The sequence below is a fragment of the Pedobacter ginsengisoli genome (assembly GCF_002736205.1).
GTDB classification, from domain to species: domain Bacteria; phylum Bacteroidota; class Bacteroidia; order Sphingobacteriales; family Sphingobacteriaceae; genus Pedobacter; species Pedobacter ginsengisoli_A.
The window spans coordinates 4473505-4491090 of record NZ_CP024091.1; the positions used below are offsets into that span (position 1 = coordinate 4473505).

Annotated in this window: 17 protein-coding genes; 10 read left to right on the forward strand and 7 right to left on the reverse strand. The window is 36.2% G+C overall.

All coding sequences use genetic code 11. The annotated features are described in order from the left end of the window. Window positions 1–2: 2 nt before the first annotated feature. On the reverse strand, window positions 3–1589 hold the full coding sequence (gene nadB, locus CPT03_RS18605) for an L-aspartate oxidase (protein WP_099440238.1): 1587 nt from the start codon (window positions 1587–1589) through the stop codon (window positions 3–5). Between the two features lie 501 nt (window positions 1590–2090). On the opposite strand from nadB, the gene nadA reads away from it, so the two are divergent. Then, on the forward strand, window positions 2091–3083 hold the full coding sequence (gene nadA, locus CPT03_RS18610) for a quinolinate synthase NadA (protein WP_099440239.1): 993 nt from the start codon (window positions 2091–2093) through the stop codon (window positions 3081–3083). Window positions 3084–3146: 63 nt separating this feature from the next. Continuing rightward, a complete protein-coding gene (gene thiL, locus CPT03_RS18615; protein WP_099440240.1) occupies window positions 3147–4187 on the forward strand; it encodes a thiamine-phosphate kinase in 1041 nt (346 codons plus the stop codon). On the opposite strand, the gene CPT03_RS18620 is transcribed toward thiL, so the two are convergent. Further along, window positions 4182–5507, reverse strand: a complete 1326-nt coding sequence (locus tag CPT03_RS18620; RefSeq protein ID WP_099440241.1) for a DNA recombination protein RmuC — start codon at window positions 5505–5507, stop codon at window positions 4182–4184. The genes thiL and CPT03_RS18620 overlap by 6 nt on opposite strands. Window positions 5508–5569: 62 nt before the next feature. Beyond that, complete coding sequence (locus CPT03_RS18625) at window positions 5570–6709, reverse strand: NAD(P)/FAD-dependent oxidoreductase (protein ID WP_216641568.1); 1140 nt, start codon at window positions 6707–6709, stop codon at window positions 5570–5572. Window positions 6710–6792: 83 nt separating this feature from the next. Here CPT03_RS18625 and CPT03_RS18630 point away from each other — a divergent pair, with 83 nt between their 5' ends. After that, entirely contained in the window at window positions 6793–7488 is a 696-nt protein-coding gene (locus CPT03_RS18630) for a zinc metallopeptidase (RefSeq protein WP_099441180.1), read from the forward strand. Here CPT03_RS18630 and apaG read toward each other — a convergent pair. Next, window positions 7485–7871, reverse strand: a complete 387-nt coding sequence (apaG, locus tag CPT03_RS18635) for a Co2+/Mg2+ efflux protein ApaG (protein WP_099440242.1) — start codon at window positions 7869–7871, stop codon at window positions 7485–7487. The two genes, CPT03_RS18630 and apaG, sit on opposite strands and share 4 nt — an antisense overlap. A gap of 34 nt (window positions 7872–7905) precedes the next feature. Beyond that, entirely contained in the window at window positions 7906–8913 is a 1008-nt protein-coding gene (gene dusB, locus CPT03_RS18640; protein ID WP_099440243.1) for a tRNA dihydrouridine synthase DusB, read from the reverse strand. Window positions 8914–8966: 53 nt separating this feature from the next. Between dusB and CPT03_RS18645 the strand changes: the two genes are divergently transcribed. Genes CPT03_RS18645 through CPT03_RS18655 form a run of 3 tightly spaced genes read left to right on the forward strand, consistent with a single transcriptional unit; the run spans window position 8967 to window position 10895 of the window. Further along, window positions 8967–9899 carry a CPBP family intramembrane glutamic endopeptidase gene (locus tag CPT03_RS18645; protein ID WP_099440244.1) on the forward strand — a complete coding sequence of 311 codons (933 nt, stop codon included), beginning with the start codon at window positions 8967–8969 and terminating at the stop codon, window positions 9897–9899. Beyond that, window positions 9880–10086 carry a putative signal transducing protein gene (locus CPT03_RS18650; RefSeq protein WP_099440245.1) on the forward strand — a complete coding sequence of 69 codons (207 nt, stop codon included), beginning with the start codon at window positions 9880–9882 and terminating at the stop codon, window positions 10084–10086. Before CPT03_RS18645 ends, CPT03_RS18650 begins: the two co-directional genes overlap by 20 nt. Next, complete coding sequence (locus CPT03_RS18655; protein ID WP_099440246.1) at window positions 10086–10895, forward strand: phosphatidate cytidylyltransferase; 810 nt, start codon at window positions 10086–10088, stop codon at window positions 10893–10895. Before CPT03_RS18650 ends, CPT03_RS18655 begins: the two co-directional genes overlap by 1 nt. 194 nt (window positions 10896–11089) lie before the next feature. Here the strand turns inward: CPT03_RS18655 and CPT03_RS18660 are convergent, their stop codons facing one another. Beyond that, window positions 11090–11308, reverse strand: a complete 219-nt coding sequence (locus CPT03_RS18660) for a DUF3820 family protein (protein ID WP_099440247.1) — start codon at window positions 11306–11308, stop codon at window positions 11090–11092. A gap of 11 nt (window positions 11309–11319) precedes the next feature. Continuing rightward, complete coding sequence (gene mfd / locus CPT03_RS18665; RefSeq protein WP_099440248.1) at window positions 11320–14661, reverse strand: transcription-repair coupling factor; 3342 nt, start codon at window positions 14659–14661, stop codon at window positions 11320–11322. Window positions 14662–14740: 79 nt separating this feature from the next. On the opposite strand from mfd, the gene CPT03_RS18670 reads away from it, so the two are divergent. The 4 genes from CPT03_RS18670 (at window position 14741) to CPT03_RS18685 (ending at window position 17410) form a co-directional block, all read left to right on the forward strand. After that, a complete protein-coding gene (locus CPT03_RS18670) occupies window positions 14741–15067 on the forward strand; it encodes a DUF2752 domain-containing protein (RefSeq protein WP_099440249.1) in 327 nt (108 codons plus the stop codon). After that, window positions 15060–15419 (forward strand): TM2 domain-containing protein, encoded by a 360-nt coding sequence (locus CPT03_RS18675; protein WP_099440250.1) that lies wholly within the window; start codon window positions 15060–15062, stop codon window positions 15417–15419. Before CPT03_RS18670 ends, CPT03_RS18675 begins: the two co-directional genes overlap by 8 nt. 150 nt (window positions 15420–15569) lie before the next feature. Next, window positions 15570–16667 (forward strand): Nif3-like dinuclear metal center hexameric protein, encoded by a 1098-nt coding sequence (locus CPT03_RS18680; protein WP_099440251.1) that lies wholly within the window; start codon window positions 15570–15572, stop codon window positions 16665–16667. Continuing rightward, a complete protein-coding gene (locus tag CPT03_RS18685) occupies window positions 16667–17410 on the forward strand; it encodes a zinc ribbon domain-containing protein (protein WP_099440252.1) in 744 nt (247 codons plus the stop codon). Before CPT03_RS18680 ends, CPT03_RS18685 begins: the two co-directional genes overlap by 1 nt. Window positions 17411–17586 lie beyond the last annotated feature (176 nt).

Below are 17586 nucleotides of genomic sequence, written 5' to 3' on the forward strand. Positions count from 1 at the left end.
AATTAAAAAATTGTATCTGTTAACTGTTTTGAATGATCCGGATAATCGGTAGTAAAATGCAGTCCTCTGCTCTCTTTTCTAGCCATAGCCGATTTTATAACAATAAAAGCCACCTGTATTACATTTCTTAGTTCACAAAGTTTTACAGAAACCTTATTTCCTTTATAAAAATCCTCAGTTTCCTGATGCAGCAAATACAAACGTCTCATTGCTCTTTCTAATCTAAAATCAGAGCGAACTATCCCAACGTAATCACTCATCAACTTCTGAGTTTCCCTTAAATTGTGAGTAACCAATATATCCTCATTAGACTGTGTAACCCCATGATCATTCCATTCCGGTATATCTTCAGGAATTATATTATTCTTAAAATTAGCAACAGCATGTTCAAATATACGATGTGCAAAAACAGGAGCCTCAAGCAACGAATTAGAAGCCAATCTGTTAGCTCCATGCAAGCCGGTCGAAGAACATTCCCCGCAAGCATATAAATTCTTTATAGAAGATCTTCCAAACTCATCCACCATTATTCCACCGCACATATAATGAGCAGCTGGAGTAACAGGTATAAGATCTTTGGTCATATCAATACCAATAGACAAGCACTTAGCATAAATATTAGGAAAATGAGCTAAAATATCAGCTTTTTCCCTATTTCTTATATCAAGATAAACAAAATCCTCACCAGATTTTTTCATTTCCGAATCAATTGCTCTTGCTACAATGTCCCTTGGTGCTAAAGATCCCCGCTTATCATATTCATACATAAATTCTTCACCATTCTTCCTTCTAAGCACACCTCCAAAACCACGAACAGCTTCCGAAATTAAAAAAGCAGGATACTCCCCAGGGTGATATAAAGCAGTTGGATGGAACTGTATAAACTCCATATTCCTCACTTTACCTTTAGCCCTGTAAACCATAGCCATTCCGTCCCCAGTTGCAATTACCGGATTTGTAGTGCTTGAATAAATATGTCCTGCACCACCAGAAGCCATGATAGTCACATTAGCAAGTATCTTTTCCACATCGTTAAGTTCTGTATTAAAGGCATATATACCATAACAGTTAATAACCTCAGTAGTCTTATCAACATGAATACCCAAGTGATGTTGCGTAATTAACTCCAAACAGAAGTAATGTGTTAATATCTCTATGTTCTCATTCTGATGAATTTGCTTTAATAATACACTTTCAATTTCATAACCGGTCACATCTTTATAGTGCAGTACCCGATGTTCTGAATGTCCACCCTCCTTAGCCAGATCATAGACACCGGTACCATCTTTATCAAAATTAGTCCCATAATCAATAATCTCTTGTATACGCTGAGGACCCTCAGTTACAACCACTTCAACAATATGTTCATCACATAAACCATCACCGGCAATTAATGTATCTTCAATATGCTTCTCAAAAGAATCATCCTTATCAACAACAACTGCCACCCCACCCTGAGCATATTTAGTATTGGATTCGTCTTCATTAGACTTAGTAACTATTAATACTTTACCATACTGAGCTGCCTTTAAAGCAAAACTCAAACCAGCAATACCTGATCCTATGACCAAAAAATCTACTTTTCTCATTAAAATGTGTTATTTCCACTACTTTGTTAACAACGTTGGTATAATTGTTAACTTCTTGTCTAAATAATTAGAACAATTTTATTTGAATGTTTAAAGCTAAGCTAAAATGGTAATTTGACACAATATTTTAACTTATTTTTAAGCAAGATTACCAAGGTTATCAACTTTTTTTTCACCAACTAAGAATACACATATTCGTATTGATAAGTTTTAATGCCAATTAATATATCGTTGTAAATCAGTCTATATTTTTATTAAAAATGTAATATAAATGTTAATAAGTTACTAATAACTCATAAAAAAGCATTTTTTTGAAGTACTTTTAAACAATATTAACACACTAATAAACAATAGAAATCTATTTATATTAAATAATTATATTTTATTGAAGTGTTGAAAGCTCCGTACCTTTACAAAAGTTCCAAAACAGATAATTAAAATTTATCCTGTTCTTTGATGCACTAAAACAAAATATTAATAAAGAAATATCAACTCATTAAAATGGACACCTTAGAGGAAATTAACAGAAAAGGTTTTATAGATGAAAAGATCGACCCTACACTTGACCTTTTTGAGGAAATTGAAAGATTAAAGAAGGAAAAGAATGCTATTATATTAGCCCACTATTATCAGGAGCCTGATATTCAGGATATTGCTGATTATATTGGTGATAGTTTAGGATTATCTCAGGAAGCGGCTAAAACAGAAGCAGATATTATTGTTTTTGCCGGAGTCCATTTTATGGCAGAAACAGCTAAAATTCTTTCTCCCAATAAAACCGTTTTATTGCCAGATGTAAAGGCAGGATGCTCACTTGCAGATAGTTGCCCGCCACATTTGTTTAGGAAATTTAAAGAGAAATATCCTGATCACCTGGTAATAACCTATGTAAACTGTACTGCAGAACTCAAAGCATTAAGTGATATCGTATGTACATCAACAAATGCTGTTCAAATTGTTGAAAGTTTACCTAAAGATCAAAAAATAATCTTCGGACCAGATAAAAATCTGGGTGCCTGGGTAGCAAAGAAAACAGGTAGAGACCTGGTATTGTGGAATGGTGCCTGTATGGTACATGAAATATTTTCAAGAGAAAAAATTACAAAACTTAAAGAGCGCCATCCAAATGCAAAATTTATTGCACATCCTGAATGTGAAGAAGCTGTATTAAAAATGGCCGATTACATTGGTTCTACAACAGGATTGTTAAAATATTCTATAAATAGCGATGCTCAGGAATTCATTGTAGCAACAGAAAGCGGCATTATTCATCAAATGGAGAAAGCTAATCCTGGAAAAACCTTTATACCTGCCCCGCCAAATAACAATTGTGCTTGTAATGATTGCCCTTATATGAAAAGAAACACATTAGAAAAGCTTTATTTGTGTTTAAAGAATGAAACTCCAGAGGTTACCGTGCCTGAAAATATTATAGAACAAGCACGAAAACCTATTGAAAGGATGCTTGAAATATCTGCAAGTTTAGGTTTATAAGTTTTTTTATAAAAATAAGTATGTTGGTAACTATGTTAATTTACTGTATAACAATATAATATAATGTTTGAAAATAAAGAAAGAACTGATATTTCAGAGTTGGGAGAATTTGGGCTGATAAAGCATTTAACAGATACTTTTAAAATAAGACATGAAAGCAGTATAAAAGGTATAGGAGACGATGCAGCAGTACTAAATTTTAATAACAAAGAAGTATTGGTTTCCACAGATCTTTTACTCGAAGGTATTCACTTTGATCTGGCTTATGTGCCCTTGATACATTTGGGCTATAAAGCCATACAAGTCAATCTAAGCGATATTTATGCTATGAATGGTATTGCAACTCAGGTAACAGTTTCTATTGGCTTGTCGAGTAAATTTCCTTTAGAAGCTGTTGAAGAAATTTATAAAGGAGTTGAACTTGCCTGCAATAAATTTAATATAGATCTTATTGGTGGTGATACCTCAGCAAGTAAACAAGGATTGGTAATTAGCGTAACCAGCATTGGTTATGCAGAAAAAAGTGATGTGGTTTATAGAAATGGAGCTGGTGAAGGTGATCTTTTATGTGTTTCGGGAGATTTAGGCGGTGCCTATGTCGGAATGCAGATATTAGAAAGAGAGAAACTAATTTTCCTTGAAAATCCTAATATTCAGCCAGATCTGGAAGGCAAAGATTATATCATAGAACGTCAGTTAAAACCTGAAGGCAGAAGAGATATAGTCGATCTTTTGGCACAAATGGAAATTAAACCAACATCAATGATAGATGTATCTGACGGGTTGGCTTCAGAAATATTACACATTTGCCAGCAATCAGAAAAAGGATGTAACCTTTACGAAGAAAAAATTCCAATAGATCCAATGACTTACGAAACTGCGCGTGAACTTGGCCTGGATCCAACTGTATGTGCTTTAAGCGGCGGAGAAGACTATGAATTACTGTTTACAATTAAACAGGAAGACTATCCTAAACTAAAAAATGATGTTGATATCACCATTATTGGTCACATTACTGATAAAAACTCAGGGTGTAAAATGATATCAAAATCCAATGTTGTGCACGAATTAAAAGCACAAGGATGGAATGCATTTAAATTATAAAATATCTTCCTCATCAGGTAAGGCAGAATCCAGAAATTTGGTGTCAATTTGCTTGGTAGCTTTGGCACCTAATTTCTTAATTTTCTCTGAAGTTGTAGATAGGTTACCTGCACCTGTTGAAAGCTTATTTAAAGCTTTATCATAAGCATCCTGGCTTTGCTTAATATTTTTTCCTATGCCCTCCATATCAGTTAAAAAACCAACAAATTTATCATACATATTGCCACTTAAACGGGCAATTTCCAACACATTTCTATTCTGTCTTTCCTGTTTCCATATACTGGCAATAGTACGTAAAGTAGCCAATAAAGTAGATGGACTTACAATAACTACTTTCTTATCCCAGGCATAATTAAACAGTTCAGTATCCTGTTGTACAGCAATACCAAAAGAAGATTCTATAGATATAAACAGTAAAACAAAATCAGGAGAATTTATCTGATAAAGTTCATGATAGTTTTTTGCAGATAAACCTTGAATATGCGCTTTTATAGAAGCAAGGTGTTGTTTTAAATTCAATTCCTTATCCACATCTGCTTCTGAAGTAACCAATCGCTCATAAGCCAGTAAAGAGACCTTAGAATCAATTATAATATGTTTATCATCCGGAAGATCAATAATAACATCTGGTTGCATCCTACCCCCATCATAAGAGCTTAAACTGGTCTGTATTCTATACTCTCTATCCTTAACCAAACCAGATCTTTCCAGAACTCGCTCAAGTATCACCTCACCCCAGTTTCCTTGTTTTTTATTATCACCCTTAAGCGCCTTGGTTAAGTTATTAGCATCTTCCTGAATTTGCTTGGTCTGATCCATTAATTGAGATATTACCCCCTTTAAAACATTTCTTTCGTCCGATTCAGATTTATATACCTTATCAACCTTATCTTCAAAAGCTTTAATGTTTTCTTTAAACGGATTTAAAATAATATCAAGATTAGTTCTGTTTTGTTCTGTAAACCGTGCTGTTTTTTCTTCAAGAACTTTGTTGGCAATATTTTCAAATTCCAGCTTAAATCTTTCTTGTAATTCAGCAATATATTTATCCTGTTCAATTTGTTTTTCACGTTGGGCAATCAGCGATTCTTCGGCCTTAATAACCTTACTGCGCTCATTCATATAATTAATACGAAGATCATTCAATTCATCTTCCAGCTTTAATTTTTCATCCTTAAGCCAGTTCATTGATTTTTGATGTTCCAATTCCTTTAACTCCAAAAGCGCAATATGATTTTGATTAACCACTGGTTTTTTAAACAACAAAAAAATAAGTGAGGCTAAAATGACAACTAATAATACTATTCCTGCTATTTCCATACTAATATTGTTATCAAAAATGATGATAAAAACTTTAAATTGCAAAAATAAATAGTAATTAGCTATAAAGATTTCATAACAAGTCTGGCAGCATCTTCTCCGGTTTGTGTACCCATGGCAATTCCCATCCCATTACACCTTACAGCACAGAAAATATTAGGTTTTATCTCTTTAATTATAGGATCAATGGCCGATCCGAAAGCCATAATTCCACTCCAACTTTGTTCTATTTCAAAAAAAGTATCAGGTAAAATTACATCCAACAGTAATTTTTTAAGTTCATTTTGCACTAACTCAGTAAGCCCAAATTCAGTAGTTTCTTCCGTTTTAAAATCAAGATTTCTTCCTCCCCCTAAAAGAATTCTTCCATCAATGTTTCTGAAATAGTAGTAACCCTTATTATAATGAAAAGTACCCTTAACTTTTAGATCTTTTATAGGTTTTGTAATAATTACCTGCCCACGTCCAGGTACAACATCTAAAGATGGCAGCAGGTCTTTTACAAAAGCATTTGTACACAGCAATACCTTTTTACAGCAAAAATTTCCTTCCTTAGTAACAATCACCTGCTTATCTCCTTCTTCCTTTAATTGAGTTACCAAACACGAATTAAAAATTCTTACTCCTTCTGCTAAAGCTTTACCAGTCAAGCTCTGCATCATTTTTCCAGTATCTATTTGTGCTTCTAAAGTGTTCTCTAAAAGGATGTCAATGCTCTTAAAACCGAACTCAGAAATTCTATCGGCAGCAACTTTAAAAACCTCCTTCTCGCCTGTTATATCTTTCAAAATCTCGTTGTAATGACCAATTTTAGAGACACACAATGAAGATAATTCGTTTTCTAAAGGCTTAAATAATTCATAACCTCCATAATTATGGTAAGCTATTGAGCTGTCTCCTAATAGTTTTCGCAGCTTTAACAAACCATTCCAGCGTTTATCAATTAAATTATATAAACCGGTAGTTCCTATAATTTTCTCTTGTTCAATTAATTCAGAAATACTTCCAAAACAGGCAAATCCTGCATTCTTTGTACTTGCTCCCGATGGCAGGAAGCCTCTTTCCAATATAGCTATACTTAAATGAGGTGTCTCCTTTTTTAAACTAATTGCAGCATTAAGGCCAACAATTCCACTTCCTATGATGATAATATCATAATTAAAAAAATGCTGTTTTTCCCAATAAGAAATCATTGCCAACATAACATAAAATTATGTTATTTTTTGATTATCAAACAAATTGGGAACGCTTTTTGATTAAAACTAGCAGGAACAAAACTAAAAAAATGGGAATTTATTTGATTTTGATAATTCCGATTCTAATGCTAAGCATGTTTGTACAATGGAGATTTAGAAATAAATTTTCAAAATATGCCGAAATGCAATTGAATTCGGGGTTTTCGGGGAAGGAAGTTGCAGAAAAAATGCTGTACGACAATGGAATATTTGATGTGAGGGTGATGAGTACCGATGGACAATTATCAGATCACTATAACCCATCAGATAAAACAGTAAACTTAAGTACAGATGTTTATTATGGGCGTAGCGTTGCGGCAGCAGCGGTTGCTGCTCATGAGTGTGGGCATGCCCTGCAACAAGCCAAATCATACAGTTGGTTAAGCCTCAGAACAAATATGGTTCCTGTGGTAAGTTTAACCTCTAATCTGCTGCAGTGGGTCTTAATTCTGGGTGTATTATTAATAGCTTTTACTTTTAATCCTGTTGTTTTAACAATTGGAGTGATAGGATTAACCTTAATCACCATATTTAGTATAATTACCTTACCGGTAGAGTTTGATGCCAGCAGAAGAGCGCTTATATGGCTTAAAAACAATAAACAAATACTGTATACAAAAGAAGAAAATACACAAGCTAAAGATGCACTTTGGTGGGCTGCAATGACCTATGTAGTAGCTGCATTAGGTGCAATGACCAACCTCGTTTATTATCTTTCAATACTATTTGGAAGACAAAAAGGTTAATTTAACCTATACGATGCTATTAAGCTAAATTTAGGAATATCAACTGTAAACTCCGTATCATCAACCAATCGGCTCATTAAATAGCTACCGGTCATGGTACCCATATCTGTAGTTAAATTACATCCTGATACATACGAATGGCTTTCTCCTGGCTCAATTACAGGTTGTAAACCTATAACTCCCTCTCCTTCTACTTCTCTCTGTACACCGCTCGAATCAAAAATAAACCATTGACGTCTTTTGAGTTGTATAGAATAATCTGATAAGTTTTCTATATTAATGCGATAGGCAAATACATAGTGACTATTTGCAGGATTAGAATATTCATCCTGATAAACTGTTTCTACTGAAATTTTAACACCTTCTGTTGTCGCTGTAACCATTGCAATTCTTTTTATTGTTATATGTTTTCAAAAATCAAGCCATTTCCCCAACAGGCAGAATGTTATGATATTTATCTGCCACTTCGTCCAGCAGACTATGTATTGTTTCTATATTTTCTTCTTTGACAAGCAACATTCTGTAAGGTTTAAAATCTGGTAAACCTTTAAAATAGTTTGCATAATGCCGTCTCATTTCGAATACACCAACCTTAGGGCCTTTCCAGGCAATTGACTTTTCAAAATGAGTTCTGCATACCGAAACACGCTCTTCAACGCTTGGTCCGGCTAAAATTTGTCCTGTATTAAAAAAGTGTCTTATTTCCCTGAATATCCATGGATATCCAATAGCAGCTCTACCAATCATGATGCCGTCAATTTCATATTCCAGTCTCCAATCAGCAGCTTTTTGTATACTATCCACATCACCATTACCAAAAATTGGGATTTTTATGCGTGGGTTTCTTTTAATTTCTCTTATTAATGTCCAGTCGGCCTCACCTTTATAAAGCTGAGCCCTGGTTCTTCCATGTATAGTTAGTGCTTGTATACCAATATCCTGTAGCCTTTCTGCAACTTCTTCAACATTCTTGGTATTGTCGTCCCATCCTAATCTGGTTTTAACGGTTACAGGCAAATGAGTAGCTTTAACTACAGCATCAGTCATTTTAACCATCTTGTCAATATCTTGCAGTAAACTGGCTCCTGCACCTCTGCAAGCAACATTTTTAACCGGACAGCCATAATTAATATCCATCAGATCGGGCTTGGCCAGCGTAGCAATTTCAGTAGCCTCACGCATATGGTCAATCTCACTTCCAAATATCTGTATACCAATAGGACGCTCATATTCAAAAATATCGAGCTTTGCCCTGCTTTTTGCAGCATCCCTTATTAATCCTTCCGACGAAATAAATTCAGTATACATCATATCTACCCCGCTCTGTTTACACACAAAACGAAAAGGAGGATCGCTCACATCTTCCATCGGTGCAAGCAATAAAGGGAACTCTCCCAGGTCAATATTTCCTATCTTTACAGACATTTTTCTATCTTCAATCCAAATTTCAAAGCGCAAAGGTACAAATAATCAAAATAATGAATTTCATAGAAAAGCAACGAGAAGAAAATACTCCTTATATGCAGCTACTTATGCTCCTCGGATACGCAATAGCCGGTCTTTTTATTTTTTCTATTGTGGCCCTCGTTATTATAGTTGCTATGTATGGAGTTGGCGCCCTTAATGATCCTGCAGTACTTTCCGGTGCTGAACCAAAATATCGCCCGGCCCTGCAAATTCTTTTAGCAGCTACCTCTGCAGGTATGTTTTTAGCCCCACCAATATTTCTCGCATTTACAGAAAGAATAAAATTAAAGAAGTTTTATGGGCTCAAAAAACCAAAAATAAACCTCCTGCTTATCGTTTTGTTAATAATAATAGCTTCAATGCCATTTATGGAATGGACAGCTCTTTTGAATCAGAAACTGGTGCTGCCCGATTATCTTAAATGGGTAGAAAACTGGATTCGTGAAAAGGAAGATCAGGCCATGCAAACCACCATGGTTCTTTTAAAAATGCAGCATATATCAGAGCTTTTAGTTAACCTTTTTCTGATAGCTTTATTACCTGGCGTAGCCGAAGAACTGATGTTCAGAGGAGGCGTTCAGCGGTCATTTTTAAGAATGTTTAAAAGCCCTCACGTTGCCATATGGGTAACTGCATTTCTTTTCAGCGCTATACATTTGCAGTTTTATGGCTTTTTGCCCCGCTTGTTATTAGGTGCCGGATTTGGCTATATTTATTACTGGAGTGGTAGTTTATGGTATTCCATGTTAGCACACTTTTTAAATAATGCTTATGCGGTATGTGCAGCATGGTATATGCAAAAAAACAACATACCTTTGTCTGAAGCTGATAGTAAAAGTAATTTTGCCTGGTATGGATACCTGATTAGCTTTATTTTAACCATCCTTGTATTCCAGATTTTTAAAAATAAAACATCAAAAGCACATGAGCAGCAATTGGATTAAAGTTTACGAAACAGAAGATCAATTTCAGGCCGAGATTCTGAAGCAAGGATTAATGGCAATTGACATTGATGCAGTGGTATTAAACAAACAAGATTCATCTTACAAAACGTTTGGTATTTTAAGCGTTTTAGTACACCCTGATAACCTGGAAAAGGCCAAAGAATACATTTTAGAAAACAATATTTAATGAAAACCAGAGCTATAACTGCGTTCTTTTTTACTATAGTGATGTTGGGATCCATCTTTTTAGGTGGCTATACCTTTACCTTTTTCTACCTCTTTTTGAGCCTTGCGGCGCTATTTGAATTCTTTAAACTGATTAAAACAGCCGGAATAAGACCACACAGAAATATTGCGCTTTTTGCTGCTACAATAATATTTTTAATGACTGCCGGATACCACTTTCTGCAGTTTGAAACCAAATATCTTTTGCTTTTAATACCGCTTTTGTTTTCAGTATTTATAAGTGAACTTTATAAAAAAGACAAAATACCCTTTGCCAACATATCTTATACATTTGTAGGTTTTGTGTATGTAACAACGCCATTTTGTTTCTTTTATTCGCTTGGTTTTTTAACCGGAAACACTGATTATAGCTTTCATTTACCCTTATCCTTTTTGCTAATGCTTTGGGCAAATGATACCGGAGCATATCTTTTTGGGATGAAATTTGGAAAAACAAGGCTTTTTGAACGTCATTCGCCTAAAAAATCATGGGAAGGTTTTTTTGGCGGAATGTTTACCAGTGTATTGGTATCTTATCTTATCTCACTGCAATTTACAGAAGTAAACAGCTGGATCTGGGCCGGAATGGCGCTTTTAATAGCAAGTTTTGGTACTCTTGGAGATCTTGTAGAATCAATGCTTAAACGAAGCCTTAACGTTAAGGATTCGGGATCTTTCTTACCAGGACATGGAGGTCTTTTAGATCGTTTTGATGGCCTGTTGATTGCCGCGCCAGTGGTTTATACATACCTATACCTTTTATTGCGCTAATTTTTTCTCAGAAAATACTGTCTTAAGACCGGATTTTGGCTTTATTAGGAATCAATAGTGATAAAATCAAAGACAAATCAGTTTCGAATGCAGCCTAAATCCATATTTTTATCGGCAATACATGGACTAGGCATGGACTTACCATGGACTCAACATGGACTTTGACAAAATTGAAGTATGCCGAAAGGCAATGCTTAGCGATGCTGATTTTTTAAAGGCTGGAGCAGGTACTCTAAACCATTTAGTTTAATTTCATAAAGTGTGGCAATCATTTCGCCAAGTTTACCTGGTGGAAAACCCTCTTTGTGAAACCAGATCAGATAAGATTCTGGTAAATCGCATAAAATACGCCCTTTATATTTGCCAAATGGCATTTGCATGGTAACCAGATCTTTAAGTATTTGCGGATTCATTTAGCTTTACATTAATTAACCACCATTTCCAGCATTTCTACGGCTTCATCAACTGTGTTAAGGTTATCAAAAGCAATTCTTAGGCTGTCTTTAACTTCCTTTAGGTTACATAATCGAGGGTGTAATTGTGCAAAGTGCAATATTTTATTGAACATTGTAGAATCGAAGAACGAAGATTGCTTATCTGTTATGAAATAACCACGCAAAGTACCTTTCTTGAAGGTTATTTTTTCGAAAGCCAGTTTTTTAGCTACCCATTGCAGGCGCAACACATTAAGCATTGTTTTAACAGGCTTTGGAACAGGGCCAAACCGATCTTTTAAGCTCAGCTCAAATGCTTTTAATTGTGCCTCGTTCTCTATTTTAGAGAGTTCGGTGTATAGATTATACCTTTCGGTAATATTGGTTACATAATCATCAGGAATATATAATTCCAAATCTGTGTCTATTTGAGTAAAAGTAACAAAAGGGCGCTCTGGTTCATCTTTAAACAAGCCTTTAAACTCATCGGCTTTTAGCTCCTGGATGGCTTCGTCTAATATTTTATGATACATTTCGAAACCTATTTCGGCAATAAAGCCACTTTGCTCTGCTCCTAACAAGTTTCCGCTGCCGCGAATGTCTAAATCCCTCATCGCGATGTTAAAGCCGCTTCCAAGGTCCGAAAACTCTTCTATAGCACTAAGTCTTTTGCGGGCTTCGGATGTGAGGGTAGAAAGTGGTGGACTAAGCAGGTAACAGAATGCTTTTTTGTTTGATCGGCCTACCCTGCCACGCATTTGGTGCAGGTCGCTTAACCCGAACATATGCGCATGGTTAATAATAATGGTGTTTGCGTTTGGAATATCTAAACCGGCCTCAATAATTGTTGTGGCAACCAACACATCTTTTTCGCCATTAATGAAATCGAGCATTACATCTTCAAGGGCATCACCATCAAGCTGCCCATGGGCTATGCCTATGCGCGCTTTTGGAACCAGGCGCTGTATTAAACCTCCCAATTGAGGAAGGTCGTTTACACGGTTATGGATAAAGAATACCTGTCCGCCTCTATCAAGTTCAAACTGAACAGCATCCTGAATCAGTTTATCGTTAAAAACATGTAATTCTGTATTTACAGCCTGCCTGTTTGGTGGCGGGGTGCTCATTATTGAAAGGTCCCTTGCTCCCATTAACGAAAAATGGAGGGTACGAGGAATTGGGGTTGCTGTAAGGGTTAGGGTATCAACATTTACCCTTAAAGCCTTCAGTTTTTCTTTTGATGCTACACCGAATTTCTGCTCCTCATCGATAATCATGATGCCCAGATCCTTAAATTTTACATCCTTGCTTAGCAAACGGTGCGTGCCTATAATGATATCTACTTTGCCTTCTGTAACGGCGGTAAGTGTATCTTTTATCTGTTTGTTGGTTTTAAAACGATTAATATAATCTACATTGCACGGGAATCCTTTTAGCCTGCCAGAAAAGGTTTTAAAGTGCTGTAGTGCCAAAATAGTAGTTGGCACCAATACTGCAGCTTGTTTGCCATTTGCTACGGCTTTAAAGGCAGCACGTATAGCGATCTCTGTTTTACCAAAACCCACATCGCCGCACACAAGCCTATCCATAGGATGAGGGGCTTCCATGTCTCTTTTAACATCGCTGGTGGCCTTTTCCTGATCGGGGGTGTCTTCGTAAATGAAAGAGGCTTCAAGTTCTGTTTCAAGGTAGCCATCCGGATCGAATGCGGTACCGACCTGCGATTTCCTTAAGGCATACAGCTTAATTAGGTCGCGGGCTATGTCTTTAACTTTTTTTTTGGTGGTTTTTTTAAGCTTGTCCCATGCCTCGGTACCCAGCTTGTTCATTTTAGGTGCGGTACCATCTTTTCCGCTGTATTTTGCAATGCGGTTTAGTGAGTTGATGTTTACGTAAAGCAGGTCATTATCGGCATATACCAGCCTAATCGTTTCCTGTGTTTTTCCGTTTACCTCTACCTTTTCTAAACCGGCATATTTACCAATTCCGTGGTCTATATGAGTTACAAAATCGCCCGGTTTTAAGTCTCTAAGTTCCTTTAAAGTTATTGCCTGACTGCGCTGATAGCCTCTTTTGAGCTTGTATTTGTAGAAACGATCAAAGATCTGGTGGTCTGTATAAAAGGCCACATGTTGTTCTGCGTCAACAAACCCTTCTCTTAAAGGGATGTTTACCGGAGTAAACTTTGCAGTTTTGTCTATATCGTCAAGTATGGCGTATAAACGCTCCGTTTGCTTGGTTGACGAACTAAAAATGAAGTTATGAATACCTTGCTTTTCATTTTCTTTAATGTTGTGAATAAGCAGGTTAAAATCTTTATTAAAGGACGGCTGAGGCTTGGTTTCGAATTGAAAAATATGCTCTGCTTTATAAAAGAATTGCTTTCCAAATTCAACCAGAAGAAAGTCCTGCAGCATATCGGCCATCATTTTTTCGTCGGTAAAAGCAAATTTGGGATCAATCCAGTCCTGATTTTCCTCTTTTTCTTTTACCGGTAAAGCTTTCCAAAGCTCTACGGCTTTTTTATAGCCGGATTTGACAATATCGAGTGTAAACTCTACATCTTTAAACCATAGCTGGGTGTCTTTTTCTATATAATCAAGCAGGCTGATGTTGCTTTCTGTGAGGTATTTTGATTGAACATTTGGGATAATGGTGAGGGTTTTTACATCCTCTACCGACAGCTGGCTCTCTATTTCAAAGGTTCTGATACTTTCTATTTCATCGCCAAAAAATTCAATACGATAAGGGAGGTCGTGTGAGAAAGAGAAAATATCTACTATCCCTCCGCGGATTGAAAACTGCCCTGGTTCGTAAACAAACTCTGTCCGGTTAAAATCGTAATCAATAAGGAATTCATTTATAAAATCGATGCCTAATTTGGCTCCCAGACTAATTTCAAGCGTGTTTTTTTCAAGAATAGAACGGTTTATAACCTTTTCTGCAATGGCTTCGGGGTATGTAACTACTATTTTTCCGTATTCAGAATGATGGTTTAATTCGTTCAGTACTTCGGCCCTGGCCAGAACATTTGCGGTATCGACCTGTGTAAATTCAAATGCTTTGCGGAAAGAAGAAGGAAATAAAAGGACTTCTTTGTCGAGAATGCTTTCCAGATCTGCAAGAAAATAAGATGCCTCTTCCCTATCCGGTAACACAAATAAAATTGGTTTATGGAGCAGAAAATAGGTTGCGGTTGCAATTGTTGCATCGGCAGAACCAACTAGTCCTTTTAGTTGAAGTTTATTACCTTTACCCGTATTAAGGGCTTTTGCCAATGCTACAATGCGTTCATCTGTTTTGTATCGATTAATAAGGTCGCGGATGTTCACATTACAAATGTAAGATTTATGATTAGCTTTAGATGTAACAAAGTATCTATTAATCAATCTAAAATAAAAAGAGGATAACATGAAAATGCTGAGCCGCATACCACTGGAACTCATTTTTTGGATAACGGCTTTAGTGTTGCTGGGATTAGCGCAACCACAGGTACATGGCCAGGAACATCACTTTACCCTTTGTCCGCTAGCAAACATGGGGATAGATTGGTGTCCGGGATGTGGAATTGGAAGGGCTTTAACGCAGCTGTTTCATGGTAATATTGCAGAGAGCATTAAGCTCCATTGGTTTGGAATACCTGCCCTGCTTATTATTATATACAGGATTGTTGTACTGATAAAATTAAGTGTTAAAAGAAATAAAATTTTAAAATATAAGGAGGAAGGATATGTTTGATTCACCATTTATGACGCTACCGGGTATCACGCCTCAGGAATATTCGTACTTGCAGACTGCAACTACAGGATTTAGTGAGCAACAGTTGAGAGGGTTTTTAATGATTTATGCGAATAAAAGAAGAAATCCGGATGATATGGTGCTGTATTGCATTTTAGGGTTTTTTGTGCCTGGATTGCCAAGATTCCTTGTAAATCAGATTGGTATGGGTGTACTGTATTTCTTTACTGTTGGGCTATGTTTTATAGGAACTATTATCGATTTAATAAATCATAAAAACCTTGCTTTTGAATATAATCAGCGTATGGTATTTGAAAGTTTACAGATGGTAAAAATGGGAAATATTCAATAGTTTATGAGGGAGGCTTTTTAGATACCCCTCTAAAAAACCAAGACGTTAACCTGGTAAATCCAAACTCAAAGTTTGGATTTACCAGGTTAATTTTGTTTTAAGGGGAAATTAAAATGAAAATTTGGTGCCCATATTGTAAATTTACTGCTTATGAGATTAGCAATTTTAATAAAGCATCTGGAAGTGTTTGCTCCATTGAATTATCAGGAAGATTATGATAATTCGGGGTTGTTGATTGGAAACCCTGATCAGGATATTCGGGGGGCTCTGGTTGCACTTGATTGCACGGAGGTTATTGTTGATGAGGCCATTGCTCAGAACTGTAATTTGATTATAACGCATCACCCAATAGTTTTTAAGGGGCTAAAAAAGCTTACCGGAAAAAACTATGTGGAGCGGGTTGTATTAAAAGCTATCAGGCACAATATTGCCCTTTATGCTATTCATACTAATCTTGATCATGTAAAATATGGTGTAAATGGCGTAATCAGTCAACGTTTGGGCCTTAAAAACATTAAAATATTGAGTCCTAAAGCATCCCTTTTAAAAAAATTGGTGACATTTTGTCCGGTTGCGCAAGCGGAGGATGTAAGGTCGGCTCTGTTTGAGGCCGGAGCCGGACATATTAGTAATTACAGTGAGTGTAGTTTTAATACCGAGGGTACCGGGACGTTTAAAGGCGGGAATGACACTAATGCCTTTGTTGGCGAAAGAGGAGTTCAACATCATGAATCTGAAATAAGGATAGAGACTGTTTTTTTAGCTCAGGATCAACGAAAAGTCCTTTTGGCATTGTTTGAAAATCATCCTTATGAAGAAGTTGCATATGATATTTATCCGTTAGAGAACCGTTTGGACACTGTTGGTGCTGGAATGGTAGGTTGGCTTGAAGAGGAGATGGATGGGAGGGATTTTCTGCATTTGGTTAAAGACAGGATGGATGCGGAGGTAATAAGACATACCAGGTTGCTGCCCAAAAGGATTAAAAAGGTAGCTGTTTGTGGCGGATCAGGCAGTTTTTTGCTTAAAGAAGCGATCGCTGCCGGAGCTGATGCCTTTGTAACTGCGGATTTTAAATATCATGAGTTTTTTGATGCTGATGAAAAATTGGTGATCGCTGATATCGGACACTTTGAAAGTGAACAATTTACATCTAATTTGTTGATAGATATTATTCAAGAAAAATTTCCTAACTTTGCAATCCGTTTAACGGAGCATAACACAAACCCCATAAATTATTTCATTTAATGGAACAAACTGTAGAGCAAAAGCTAAAAGCTTTATACGAATTACAAACTCTTCATACTAAGATCGATAAAATACGTCAGATACGTGGTGAATTACCTATGGAAGTAGCTGACCTTGAAGATGAGGTTGAAGGACTGGAAACACGTATCCAAAAATTCAAAAGTGAATTGGACGATACTGAAGATGCCATTGTAACACGTAAAAATATGATTAAGGAAGCTCAAGGCCTGATCAAAAAATACGAAACCCAGTTAAAAGATGTTAAAAACAATCGTGAATATGACGCTTTAACTAAGGAAGTTGAGATTCAAACTCTTGAGATTCAGGTTTGCGAGAAAAAGATCAGAGAGTTTGGGTTTGATATTACTCAAAAAACTGAGATTTACGAAAAAGCACTTGCTGATTTAGAATCGAGAAGAAAAGATCTTGATATTAAAAAAGGAGAGTTGCAAACAATTACTGCTGAAACTGAAAAAGAAGAGCAATCATTGAGTAAAAAAGCTGAAAAAGCTGAAACTCAAATTGAAGACAGACTTTTAACAGCTTATAAGAGATTAAGAGGAAATGCTAACAATGGTCTTGCGGTTGTTACTATCGATCGTGATTCATGTTCAGGCTGTTTTAACCAGATTCCACCTCAGCGTCAATTAGATATCCGTCAGCGCAAAAAAATCATCGTTTGTGAGCATTGCGGTAGAATTTTAGTTGATGAGGCGCTTACTCAGGAAGAATTGCCTGCATAGTAGTGCGGACAATGCCTTATCTTTCTGTTCCCGGATCCTGAAATAAATTCTGGATAACGAGAGCGCAAAGGATAGCGAAGGCGAAATAGAGTACAAAAGAATAACAAAATAAGGTGTATCATAATTTATGATGCACCTTATTTTTTATGGAAGAATTTTTGCTTGCTGGAAACATT